The organism is Aquabacterium sp. (assembly GCF_041915145.1).
GTDB lineage: Bacteria > Pseudomonadota > Gammaproteobacteria > Burkholderiales > Burkholderiaceae_C > Aquabacterium.
In genome coordinates, this window is record NZ_JAYSBZ010000085.1 from 1 (window position 1) to 11,581 (window position 11,581).

Sequence of the window (11,581 nt, forward strand, 5' to 3'; positions counted from 1 at the left end):
TGCGCCGTCGCAAGATCCGCAACAAGGTGCCGATGACCTTCGTGACCAGCGAGCCCTACGTGGGCCACATGGGCCTGGGCGGCGTGGGCGACTCGAAGGGCATGCTCGAATCGGAGCTGCGCAACAACGACATCAAGTGGATCACCAACGCCAAGGTCACCAAGGTCGAAGACGGCGTGATGCACGTCACCCAGCTCGACGATCACGGCCAGGTGCTCAAGGAGCACCAGCTGCCGTTCAAGTTCTCGATGATGATCCCGGCCTTCCGGGGGGTCGACCCGGTGGCCGGCGTCGAGGGCCTGTGCAACCCGCGCGGCTTCGTGCTGGTAGACGAGCATCAGCGCAGCCCCAAGTACCCCAACATCTATTCGGCCGGCGTGTGCATCGCCATTCCGCCCGTCGAGACCACGCCGGTGCCCACCGGGGCCCCGAAGACGGGCTACATGATCGAGACCATGGTGTCGGCCATCGTCGAGAACATCGCGTCCGAGCTGGCCGGCCAGGCCCCTCGCGCCAAGGGCTCGTGGAATGCGATCTGCCTGGCCGACATGGGCGACACCGGCGCGGCCTTCGTGGCCCTGCCGCAAATTCCGCCGCGCAATGTCAACTGGTTCAAGAAGGGCAAGTGGGTGCACCTGGCCAAGGTGGCGTTCGAGAAGTACTTCATCGCCAAGATGAAGAACGGCACCTCGGAGCCGATCTACGAGAAATACGTGCTCAAGGCTCTGGGCATCGAGCGCCTGGATCATTCATGAACCCGGCATGACCGAACGCCATCCGCCTCACTCCGATCACGCCGACGCCTCGCCGCACGTGGCGCGCTGGGCCGACACCCTGGTCGACCTCAACAAACGCATCGCGATGCTGGCGCGGCTGCTCGGCGCGCCGCTGGTGCAAGACGCTGACCTGGAGCGGCTGCTGGGCGCCGTCGAGGCCGCTCGCGGCTTCGACGGCACGACCGCCCAGCAGCGAGAGCATCGCGAGCACGACGAGTTGCGCGGCCTGCTCGCGCTGCGCTGCACGATGATGGCCCAGGTGATCGACGAGCTGGGGTTGGACCTGACGCACCAGCTCACCCAGGTGGTGGGCGAGCGCTTGCAGCGCATGGGCTTGTCGCCCGAGGCCTACGGCTTCTTGCTCAGCGACAAGATCGACCGCGCCGTCACAGCGGGTGCGTCACCAGCCGGAAGTCCGGGTCGTCCGCATAGCTCTTGACCGTGAAGCCCAGGCTGCGCATCAGGCGCAGCATGCCGTCGTTGTTGGTGAGCACCAGGCCGACGATCTCGCTGAGGCCGCGTTCGCGGGCCACGTCCATGATGCTTTCCATCAGCCGCGTGCCCAGGCCCTTGCCGTTGAAGTCGTCGGCCACCACGAGCGAGAACTCGCAGCTGGTCTGATCGGGGTTGGTGATGTAGCGCGACACGCCGATGATGCGTTCGCGCTCGACCACCTCGCCATCGGGCTGCGTCTCGCGTTCGTTGTAGACGGCCACCAGCGCCATCTCGCGGTCGTAATCGATCAGCGTGAGCTTGGCCAGCATGTTCGGCGGCAGCTCGGTCATGCTCGACACGAAACGGAAGTAGCGGCTCTCGGGTGACAGCTTCTGCACCGCCTCTTGCAGCATCTGCGCGTCGTCGGTGTGGATGGGGCGCACCGTGTACTCGCCGCCACCGGGCAAGGGCCAGACCTGCTCGAAGCGTGCCGGGTAGGGCAGGATGGGCAGGTGGCTGTAGGCGCCCGCGCGGCCGCCGATGGCATGCGCCGCGCTGTCGATGACGATGCGGGCATCGACCGCCACCGCGCCGTCGGCGTCGATGATGATGGGGTTGATGTCCATCTCGCGCAGCTGGGGCAGCTCGCAGAGCATTTCAGACACGCGCAGCAAGATGCGCTCGATCGCGTCGAAGTCCGCCGCCGGCAGGCCGCGCCACTCGCCCAGCGTGTGCGCCACGCGCGAGCGCTCGATCAGGCGGTGCGCCAGATACTGGTTGAGCGGCGGCAGCTCCATCGCGCGGTCGTTGATCAGCTCGATCATCGTGCCACCGGCGCCAAAGGCGATGACCGGGCCGAAGGCGTCGTCGGTGACCATGCCGATGTAGATCTCGCGGCCCGAGCGCGTGCGGGCCATCTGCTGCACCGTGACGCCGTTGATGCGGGCGTCGGGCCGCAGTCGTTTGACGCGGTCGATCAGGTCGATGTAGGTGTCGCGCACACCGGCGCCGTTCATGATGTTGAGCGCCACGCCTTGCACGTCGGACTTGTGCGAGATGTCAGGCGAGTCGATTTTCAACGCCACCGGAAAACCCAGCTGCGTGGCGATCATCATGGCCTCGTGCGCGCTGCGCGCCAGGATGGTCTCGGTAACCGGAATGTGGAAGGCCGACAGCAGGCTCTTCGACTCCATCTCGGTGAGCACCTTGCGGCGCTCGGCCAGCACGCTCTCGATCACCAGCCGCGCGCCCTCGATGTCGGGCTTGGCCAGGGTCGACAGCGGCGGTGGCGTCTGCTGCAGCAGCTTCTGGTTCTGATAGAAGGTGCTGAGGTTGCCGAAGGCGCCCACCGCCGCCTCGGGCGTGCGAAAGCCGGGGATGTTGGCGTCTTTCAAAACCGAGCGGGCGGCGACCACGGTGGTGTCGCCCATCCAGCAGGTCAGCAGGGGTTTGGACAAGCGCGGCTTGCACGCCACCACCGCCTGCGCAAACGCCACCGGGTCTTCGCCAGGCTTGGGCGAGTAGATCACCAGCAGGCCGTCGATGCCGGCGTCTCGGTTGGCGCCTTCGATGGCCGCCTGGTAATGCGCCGGGGTGGCGTCTTCGGCCAGGTCGATGAGGTCGGTGAGCGAGGCCTGCGCCGGCAGCGTGGCGGCGAGCGCCGCGGCGGCGTCGGCCGAGAGCTGGCCGAGTTCCAGATGGATGAGGTTGACCCAGTCGGCCGCCAGCACGCCGGGGCCGCCGCCGTTGGTGACGATGGCCAACCGCTTGCCCACGGGGCGGTAGCGCGAGGCCAGGCATTTGGCGGCCGAGAACATCTCGACGAACGAGCGCACGCGCACCGCCCCGGCGCGGCGCAAGGCCGCGTCGAACACCTCGTCGTTGCCGACGATGGCCGCGCTGTGCGTGCGGGCTGCCGCCTGCCCGGCCGGCCGACGCCCCGCCTTGAGCACGATCACCGGCTTGGCGTTGGCGGCCGAGCGCAGCGCGCTCATGAAGCGCCGGGCGTCGGCAATGCCTTCCATGTAGACCAGGATGCTCTGCGTCTTGGCGTCGTGAGCCAGGAAGTCGAGTGCCTCGGCCAACCCCACGCTGGCGTGCGGCCCGAGCGACACGACCGACGAAAAGCCCACCGCGTTCTTCGCGGCCCAGTCGAGCATCGAGGCCGTGAGCGAGCCCGATTGCGATACCAGCGCCAGCGGGCCGGCGCTGGCCAGCGGGCCGAGCGTGCCGGCGTTCAGCCCGAGGGCGGGGCGCTGCAGGCCCAGGCCGTTCGGCCCGAGCAGATACAGCCCTTCGCGTCGCGCCAGCTTGTGCCACGCGGCGGCCTGATCGGCGCCCACGCCGCTGGCCAGCACCATCACCGCCTTGCAGGCCATGCGCGCGGCCAGCTCGATGGCGGCGGGCACTTCGTCGGGCGGCAGCGCCACGATGGCGAGGTCGGCCTTCACATCCATGAGGTCGGCCAGGGTGCCGCTGGTTTGCGTCCCCATGAACTGCAGCGTGCCGCTGAAGCGCTGCGCCTTGAGCGCTTGCACCACCTGCGCGGCGTGAGGCGTGGTTGCTTCGTCGGGCTGCGACGCGCCGGCCAGAACCACGATGGAGCGGGGGGCGAATATCGGCGTGAGGTAGTGCTGATCCATGCTTTGCTTTCAGGCCCCGATCAGGGCTTTGACGTGGGCGGCCGCCGAGCGGCCCAGCGGGCTGAGCACGTAGCCGCCTTCAAGACACGAGATGACGCGGCCTTGGCAATGGCGCTGCGCCACATCCATCAGCTGCTCGGTCACCCATTCGTAATCGGCCTCGACCAGGCCGAGGTTGCCCATGTCGTCTTCGCGGTGGGCGTCGAACCCCGCCGAGATGTAGATGAGCTGCGGCGCGAACGCATGCAGCGCGGGCAGCCAGCGCTGCGTCACCGCGTCGCGAAAGGCCTCGCTGCCCGAGCGCGACGGCAGCCCGACGTTGACCATGTTGGGGCCGACCGCGTTCTCGCCGTTGAAGGGGTAGAGGCCCTTCTCGAAGATCGAGCACATCAGCACGCGCGGGTCGCCGCGAAAGATGTCTTCGCTGCCGTTGCCGTGGTGCACGTCGAAGTCGATCAGCGCCACGCGCGCCAGGCCGTGCACGTCGAGCGCGTGGCGAATGCCCACGGCCACGTTGTTGAAGAAGCAGAACCCCAGCGCGGCCGCGCGCTCGGCGTGGTGCCCGGGCGGGCGCACCGCGCAGAACGCCGTCCCCACCTGCCCGGCCAGCACCAGATCGGTGGCCTCGATCACCGCGCCGGCCGCCCGCAGCGCGGCGCGCAGCGTGTGCGGGCCCATGCTGGTGTCGGGGTCGATCTGCACGATGCCCTCGGTGGGCGCGCGGGCGAACAGCTCTTGCACGTAGAGCGCCGAGTGGGCCCGACCCAGCTGCTCGGGCGTGGCCAGCGGGGCGTCGTAGGGCACCATGTAGTCGAGCAGCCCCTTGATCAGCAATTGATCCTGGATGGCGCCCAGGCGCTGCGGGCATTCGGGGTGCTGAGCGCCCATGTCGTGTCGGGCGCAATCGGGGTGCGTGATGAAGGCTGCCAGCATCGGAGTTCCGCTCGGGCGCCACGCGGCGCCTCGTAGGTCTTGTCAGGCCGAGTCTAGAAACCCGGTCGCCAAAAGGCAATGCGGCGCCCTCGGGAACCGGGGCAATCCGCTCCTATTCACGCGGGGCATCGTCCGGGCGGGGTGCGTGCGATCCCCGATCGGGGGATGAATGTCGCCCGGCCCGGTTCATACCATGGCTCCACGCCGCTTGGAAGGCGTGGCGCGACGGGCCGGGCGCCCGCGGTCGCTGCGCGTTATCCCGCGGCTGCGCCGGGGCATTTGATGCTCGACAAGCCCGCTGGCGCCGCGTGGTCGCAGATTCCCCGATGCCGAGCGCAATCGGGGTGCGCCACCTGGTATCGACGATCCCTGAAGCCGTGACAAACCGAGGAGACGAGACATGAGCAACAAAGCCGCCGTACCGCACCGCGCCGTCCAGCGTCCAGCCGACTGGACGCTGATGTACCCCATCTTTGGCAGCCACATCCGGCGCATCGGCTGGGTCCGCACCTTCGCCGGCGGCCTGCCGATGTACCTGTGCATCCCGCTGCTGATCGTTCTGCACGTCACGGTGTGCGTGGCGGCTTACCAATGGCTGCTTCGCCCGCTGTTCGGCATTCCCCGCGTGCGCTGGGCCGACCACGTCATCATCGACCGCCACCGCATCGCGGGCATGAGCTGGTTCGACAAGTTCAACTGCATGTTCTGCGGCTACGCCAACGGGCTCGTCACCATGGCCAACATGGAGCTCGATCACCTGGCGCGCATGGACCGTCCGGTGCCGCTCTGGAAGCAGGCCGTGGCGGCGGTGGTCGCCGTGCTGCTGATGCCGCTGCTGGTGGTGTTCGAGGCGGGCGTGCAGATCATCTACAACCTCCTGGTGTCGCGTCCGCTGGGCATGCATCGCGTGTCGATCGTCGAGGCGCGCCGCGTGATGAGCCGGGCGGGCTACGCCGCGCAGCGCCCCTGGATCGCCCGCGTGCCCTTGCGCGCCGCCAAGAGCATCGTGCTGCGGTTCTCGATGGGGCTGGAGCAGATCGAATCGTCGTGGTGCCCGCTCAAGCACTTCGAGACGCGCGAGGGCATCGTCTACCCGAGGCATCACGACAAGTTCTTCGGCCCGCACGAGATCGAGCGGATGCGGCAGGTGCTGTCCACGGTTGGCACGGTCTCCGACCGCCGCCCGACCTGGTAAGCCGATTCGATTCCGCTCACGCAACGCCAGGAGCTGCCAATGGTTCAAGACAACGAAAAACTGAGTCGCCGCGGGTTCATGAAGGGCGCCGCCGTGGCGACCGGCACGGCGGTGGGCGCGGCCGCGCTGGCCGTGCCGCTGTCGCGTCACCCCGTGCTCGACGCCGAATACCCCGAAGTGCCCGAAAACAAGGTCGAGCTGCCGCCCAACGGCAAGAGCGTGCTCATCGTCGGCGGCGGGCTGTCGGGCCTGCAGGCGGGCGTCGAGCTCTCGGCGCGGGGCTTCAAGGTGATCATCCTCGAGCGCTCGGGCACGCCGGGCGGCAAACTCAAGTCGTGGCGCGACCGGCACTTCGGCCCCGCCGACGACCCGGCCAAGCAAGACCCGGCCTTCCCGGGGTACATCCGCGAGCATGGCATCCACGCCGTGTGGGGCTTCTATAACAACCTGCGCGAATTCATCGGGCGCCACGGCTGGCGCCTGGCGGACATGCCGGCCGATGCTTCGATCTACAACTTCCTCGACAAGGACGGCACCGAAAGCCATCTGCGCAACTGCAGTTGGCCCAAGCCCTACGACAAGATTCAGCTGCTGCTGAACGCGCGCGAGGTCAAGCACCTGCCGGAGTCCGAACGCAATGACTTCGTGCGGCTGGCCGTGCGGCTCATGAGCTTCAACTACGCCGACCCGAAGCAGCGGGCGTACATGGACTCGATGTCCTTTCTCGACTACGGGCGCAAGCTGGGGGTGTCGGAGACCCTGATCCACAAGATCTGCGACAGCCTGCTCGAGATGGCCTACTTCGACAACGTCGACAAGGTGTCGGCCCTGACGCTGGCCAACATCTTCCAGCTCGTCGCGGGCTCGGCCGACGACATGAAGGTCAACCTCTACATGAACCCGGTGGGCGAAACCTTCGTGCAGCCCATGGTGGACTACATCCGCGCTCACGGCGGCGAGATCCACTACAACACCGAGGTCACCGGCTTCGAGAAACAGGGCAATCGCATCGCCCGCGTGCTGGCGGGGGAGGTGTCGTCCAGCTCCGGCAAGGTGCGCCGCTGCTCGGTGTGCGGCAACCTCATCTTTGAAGGCATGGAGGCGGGGCACGAATGCCCGTTCTGCGGCGCGCACGCCGACATGCTCCACGACCTGGGCGACGACGAGCGCCGCCCGCGCGCCTGGAGCGCCGACTACTACATATCGGCGCTCGACATACCTGGCGCGCAGCGGCTCGTCGGGGCCAACCTGCAGACGCTCGGCGAGGTGCCCTACTTCAAGAACATCCTCGACCTGCACCCGAAATCGGTGTACGTCACCAACCTCTGGTTCGACGGCAAGGGCTATTGGGAGCGCAAGATCCGCGACGCCGACGGGCGCCCGGCGGTGTGCTTCTTCGCCACCGGCTTCCAGCATCTCGGCATCACCATCAACCGCTCGCTGCGCGTGCCCTTCCCGGATCACAAGCTGATGGCGTGGTCCACCGAGTTCCCGGATCGCGACGTCACGGTGATCGAGACCCAGATCGCCAAGACCGATCAGGTCAGCGGCCTGAGCACCGATGAGATCGCCGGCCTGTGCTATCAGGAGCTCAAGGCCGTCATCCCCGATCTGCCGCCGCCGCGCGGCGCCTACGTCAACCGCTGGCACACCTACACCGGCTACCACGTGGGCGACGAGCAGCGGCGCCCGCCGGTGCAGTCGCCGATCGACAACCTGCTGTTCATCGGCGACCTGTCCTTCGTGCCGCACCCCGCGGTGTTCATGGAAAAGACCAACGTCACCGCCAAGTGGGCGACCAATCTGATCCTCGAAAAGGCGGGCATCCAGAACGGACGCATCACCATCCTGATGTCGGGCACCCCGAGCGTGGTGACCGACCTGATGCAGGCCACGACACGCGTGCAGATCTGACGCGCCCCACTCACTCAAGGACTGGAACATGAGCATCGAAGTCTTGACCGCATCCCCCGCCGGTTCTCGCATGGAGGCGAGCGCGCCGAAGCAACGCCGGCCCAGCTCGTTTCTCAAGGGAATCGTGCAGACCGAGTTCCCGATGGAGCCGTTCGACCGGGTGGGCATGCTGCCCGTTTTTTACTACGACAACTCCTCGATGACGGCGGTCTTCACGGCCTCGACCCGCAAGGTCCGGGCCCTGCTGCCCGACCCCGACATGCACCCGATCGAATTGTGGCCGGGCCGCTGCGTGGTGGCGTTCAACGCCTTCGAGTACCGCGATACCGACATCGATCCGTACAACGAATTCAGCATCTCGTTCCTGATGAGTTACGGGCGCCGCACGCTGCCGGGCATCGAGCTGCTGCGCGGCATGGCGGGCCGGTGCTTCGAGGCGTACGTCTGGCAGCTGCCCGTCACCACCGAGATCGCCCGCTGGGGTGGGGTCGAGCTCTACGGCTACCCCAAGTTCTTGGCCGACATCGAGTTCAGGCATGCGCCCGAGCGCACGTCGTGCAAGCTGTCGGTGGGCGGGCGGCACATCCTGACGCTCGATGGCGAGGTGCTCAAGGGCGCCCCCGCCAAGCTGCTGCGCTATCGCGCCTATTCGATGAAGAACGGGGTGCCGCTGTGCGCCAACGTCTACACCAATCCGCTCGAGTACGCCGAGTCGATGTCGCGCGGCTCGGCCAGGCTGACCTTGGGCGACCACGACATCGCCCGGCAGTTGCAGGGCCTCGACCTGTCCGCGTCGCCGCTGATGTATCAATACTGTCCGCGCAACGAGCTGGTGCTGTTCGGCCCCCGCAACCTGATCGACAACTGACGCGCGGCTTCGGCGCCACGCGGGCAGGCTCATGCGCGAGCTCCACACCGATTTCGTCGGGCTGCACACGATCTGGCCGGGCGCCGACGGCCGTCCGGCCGCGCGCAGCTATCTCGATTCCGCCGCCACCACGCTGGCCATGGGCCACGCGCTCGAGCGGCGCGACCGGCTGCTGCGGCATTACGGCAGCCCGCACACCGCTCTCAACGCGGCGTCCGCGCTGTGCGTCGAGGCCCTGAAGCTGGCGCAGGCTACCGTGCTGCGCTTCTTCGGCTTTCCGCCCGACGACTACCACTGCATCTTTCTCGGCTCGGGCGCCACCGGGGCGCTCAACCGCGCGGCCGCGATGCTGGCGCGCTTGCATCGAGACCGGCGCGGCGTGGCGCTGTCCATGATGGAGCACCACTCGAACGACCTGCCGCATCGGGCGGCCTGCGAATCGGTGTGCCACGTCCCGCTCGCGGCGAACGGCGCGCTCGATCTTGCCGCGCTGGAGCGCGCGCTGTCTGGCGGCCGGGTGGGATACGTCGCGATCACGGCCTGCAGCAATGTCACCGGCGCGCTCACCCCGCTGGGCGATGTGGCCGATCTGGTTCATCGCCATGGCGCGCATTTGCTGGTCGATGGCTCGCAGATCGCCGTGCACCGCCGACTCGATGCACCCGGCGCCCTGGACGCCTTCGTGTTCTGCGGTCACAAGGCCTACGCGCCGGGCACGCCGGGCGTGCTCATCATGCGCAAGAGCCTGCACGACGCGGCCGGCCCGGTGGAACTGGGCGGGGGCATGGTTCGGCGCGTCAGCGAGCATGCCTTCGAGTTCGCCGCCGACCCGGCGGATCGCGCGCATGCGGGCACGCCCGACGTGCTCGGTGCCTTTCAGATCGCGATGGTGCTCGACAGGCTCGACGAGCACGGCTTCGATCGCGTGATCGCCCACGAGCAGGCGTTGACGCATCGCCTGCTGGACCAGCTGCGATCCATGGCCGGGGAGGTGGTGCTGTATGGCGATCCCGATCCGCGCCAGCGAGTGGGCGTGGTGTCGTTCAACGTTCGCGGGCTGGACCACCCCGTGGTGGCCTGGGCCTTGTCGAGCTGCTTCAACATCACCGTGCGCAATGGCTGCTTTTGCGCGCAGCCGTACGTGCGCGAGCTGCTCGGGGTGGGGCAGGATCTCGACGCCGTCGACGCCGTCGACGACGCATCGTTGCTCGGTCTGGTGAGGGCGAGCATCGGGGTCTACACCTCGGCGCAAGACATCGACGGCTTGACGCAAGCTCTGCGAGACATCGCCGCGCGCCCCGATCACTACCGCCGCTGGTTCCGCTCCAGCGAGGCGCATGGTCGAGACCGCGGCCGTGAAATCGCGCGACGCCAGCTCGACGCCCTTTGCCGGTTAGGCTGAGTCCGCCCCTTGCATTCTCTGCCGACGAGAAAAAGCCGCTCTCGATGGAGCGGCTTTTTGCTGCGACGCGGCGCCTCAGGCCACGGCTTGGTGCCTCGCGGCGGAGTCGCCGGCGCGGGCATCGGTGTCGAGCCCCTGCCGGAAGATGCACAGCCGCTGATCCAGATCCTGCAACTCGCCCGAGCGGCGCAGGCCGGACAACACGCGGCAGGCCGTCTCGATGGTCAGGGCGCACAGATCGGAGATCTGGTTGAGCGTCGGCAGATGAAAGGCCTCGCCCGGCTCCACCAGCGACAGCCGGGCCGATTCGCGGCACAACTCCATCAACCGAGACACCCGCTGAGCGGCGCCGCCTTGGCGCAGGCTGAGCACATTGACTTGCCGACGGAGCATGGTCAGCCAACTTTGCATCAGCTCCGACTGATAGGTCGGGCTGGAATTCGGCAAACAGGGCTGAAGCGTGCAGGGCACCAGCGCCGTGGCCGTGAACGAGTAGACGTCCGTCACCAGCAGCTCGGCGCCGATCAGATCGCCGGGCAGGAGCAGGCCGGCTAGCTGCATGCCGTCGGCGGCTGGCACGTCCAGACGAACCATGCCCGTCTGGAGGCGATAGAACTTGCCCCAATCCCGCGCGGTGAGGATCACGGACCGGGGAGGCACCTGAATCGAGGGAATTTCGATGCGAGCGTCCGAATGGACTCTCGCGCCCGCACGCGCGTGCGGCGCAACACAAGAGAGGTTGGCAATCACAATGTTCTCCTGACACGACCGATGACCGCGCGTCGGCCGCGCGATCACTCAAGACGCACTCGCACGCGGCGAGCGATCGACAGAAAAGGTCAGGAGACGGACGGCGGTGCGCGCGGCAGCGCCGTAATCTCGACGGAGCCCGCCCACGGCTCGACTTCGGCCATCAGCGGCTGGAACGCCGCATTCAGGCTGCCAAGCGAAAACTGGATGTCGACGGGCAAGAGCCCGAATGATCCGGCGTGAGTCGCGCAATACGCGCAGGCCTCGAACCGCGCGACGGTCGGCGCCTTGCCGTGCTCGAAATGATCGGCTCGAACGTGGCGCGATCCGCAGATGTCGAGAGCCGAAACCCCCGAAACGCGCCGCTCGGAACCCAGCGCTTGCGAAATCGCCGGCGCCAGCGCGCCCGCCCAGATCGCCAGCAAGGCAATCCAGACAGACCAGCGAGAGTGGCGGCGGGCAAATCGCATCTGGTCAGTCTATTTGAAAAACGCGAAGGCGCGGGCCTTTGCGCATTGATGCTCGTCAACCGCGCCTGGAGGCTGGCTGCGTGGGGCGGTTCGGTCGCGTTGGTGTGCCGGCATGGGCCCTGCGGCTGTTTTTGGCAGAAGAACCGAGCGGGTTTGCGACAAGAAAGATAGTAATAAGTTACTATATTGCATATGA

The 11,581-nt window shown here is 67.4% G+C and carries 10 protein-coding genes; 6 read left to right on the forward strand and 4 right to left on the reverse strand.

Going from position 1 to position 11,581, the window contains the following annotated elements; genetic code table 11:
• The coding region (locus tag ACE3SS_RS13205) for an NAD(P)/FAD-dependent oxidoreductase (RefSeq protein ID WP_374594670.1) at nucleotides 1-755 on the forward strand (755 nt) is incomplete at its 5' end.
• Nucleotides 756-762: 7 nt separating this feature from the next.
• Entirely contained in the window at nucleotides 763-1,215 is a 453-nt protein-coding gene (locus ACE3SS_RS13210; RefSeq protein ID WP_374594672.1) for a hypothetical protein, read from the forward strand.
• Here the strand turns inward: ACE3SS_RS13210 and ACE3SS_RS13215 are convergent.
• Nucleotides 1,163-3,853, reverse strand: a complete 2,691-nt coding sequence (locus ACE3SS_RS13215; RefSeq protein ID WP_374594674.1) for a GNAT family N-acetyltransferase — start codon at nucleotides 3,851-3,853, stop codon at nucleotides 1,163-1,165. The two genes, ACE3SS_RS13210 and ACE3SS_RS13215, sit on opposite strands and share 53 nt — an antisense overlap.
• Nucleotides 3,854-3,862: 9 nt before the next feature.
• On the reverse strand, nucleotides 3,863-4,786 hold the full coding sequence (locus tag ACE3SS_RS13220; RefSeq protein WP_374594676.1) for a histone deacetylase family protein: 924 nt from the start codon (nucleotides 4,784-4,786) through the stop codon (nucleotides 3,863-3,865).
• Between the two features lie 400 nt (nucleotides 4,787-5,186).
• On the opposite strand from ACE3SS_RS13220, the gene ACE3SS_RS13225 reads away from it, so the two are divergent.
• From ACE3SS_RS13225 to ACE3SS_RS13240, 4 genes are read left to right on the forward strand one after another with little or no spacing between them, the layout of a single operon-like run.
• Nucleotides 5,187-5,981: a hypothetical protein gene (locus tag ACE3SS_RS13225; RefSeq protein WP_374594678.1), complete on the forward strand. Its 795-nt coding sequence runs from the start codon at nucleotides 5,187-5,189 to the stop codon at nucleotides 5,979-5,981.
• A 39-nt stretch (nucleotides 5,982-6,020) separates the two neighbouring features.
• The gene (locus ACE3SS_RS13230; protein WP_374594680.1) at nucleotides 6,021-7,895 is read left to right on the forward strand and encodes an FAD-dependent oxidoreductase; all 1,875 of its coding nucleotides are present in this window, start codon (nucleotides 6,021-6,023) and stop codon (nucleotides 7,893-7,895) included.
• A gap of 28 nt (nucleotides 7,896-7,923) precedes the next feature.
• The gene (locus ACE3SS_RS13235) at nucleotides 7,924-8,763 is read left to right on the forward strand and encodes an acetoacetate decarboxylase family protein (protein ID WP_374594682.1); all 840 of its coding nucleotides are present in this window, start codon (nucleotides 7,924-7,926) and stop codon (nucleotides 8,761-8,763) included.
• A 31-nt stretch (nucleotides 8,764-8,794) separates the two neighbouring features.
• Nucleotides 8,795-10,165 (forward strand): aminotransferase class V-fold PLP-dependent enzyme, encoded by a 1,371-nt coding sequence (locus ACE3SS_RS13240; protein WP_374594683.1) that lies wholly within the window; start codon nucleotides 8,795-8,797, stop codon nucleotides 10,163-10,165.
• Between the two features lie 75 nt (nucleotides 10,166-10,240).
• Here ACE3SS_RS13240 and ACE3SS_RS13245 read toward each other — a convergent pair whose 3' ends face one another.
• Both ACE3SS_RS13245 and ACE3SS_RS13250 read right to left on the reverse strand, forming a co-directional pair.
• Nucleotides 10,241-10,825: a Crp/Fnr family transcriptional regulator gene (locus ACE3SS_RS13245; protein WP_374594685.1), complete on the reverse strand. Its 585-nt coding sequence runs from the start codon at nucleotides 10,823-10,825 to the stop codon at nucleotides 10,241-10,243.
• 179 nt (nucleotides 10,826-11,004) lie between these two features.
• A complete protein-coding gene (locus ACE3SS_RS13250) occupies nucleotides 11,005-11,385 on the reverse strand; it encodes a DUF2946 domain-containing protein (protein ID WP_374594687.1) in 381 nt (126 codons plus the stop codon).
• Nucleotides 11,386-11,581: the final 196 nt, after the last annotated feature.

Excerpts from the sequence above, each read along its gene's own strand:
- ACE3SS_RS13215 (WP_374594674.1), bottom strand. The coding sequence starts at position 3,853 with ATGGATCAGCACTACCTCACGCCGATATTCGCCCCCCGCTCCATCGTG.
- ACE3SS_RS13250 (WP_374594687.1), bottom strand. The coding sequence starts at position 11,385 with ATGCGATTTGCCCGCCGCCACTCTCGCTGGTCTGTCTGGATTGCCTTG.
- ACE3SS_RS13230 (WP_374594680.1), top strand. The coding sequence starts at position 6,021 with ATGGTTCAAGACAACGAAAAACTGAGTCGCCGCGGGTTCATGAAGGGC.
- ACE3SS_RS13240 (WP_374594683.1), top strand. The coding sequence starts at position 8,795 with ATGCGCGAGCTCCACACCGATTTCGTCGGGCTGCACACGATCTGGCCG.
- ACE3SS_RS13235 (WP_374594682.1), top strand. The coding sequence starts at position 7,924 with ATGAGCATCGAAGTCTTGACCGCATCCCCCGCCGGTTCTCGCATGGAG.
- ACE3SS_RS13225 (WP_374594678.1), top strand. The coding sequence starts at position 5,187 with ATGAGCAACAAAGCCGCCGTACCGCACCGCGCCGTCCAGCGTCCAGCC.
- ACE3SS_RS13220 (WP_374594676.1), bottom strand. The coding sequence starts at position 4,786 with ATGCTGGCAGCCTTCATCACGCACCCCGATTGCGCCCGACACGACATG.
- ACE3SS_RS13210 (WP_374594672.1), top strand. The coding sequence starts at position 763 with ATGACCGAACGCCATCCGCCTCACTCCGATCACGCCGACGCCTCGCCG.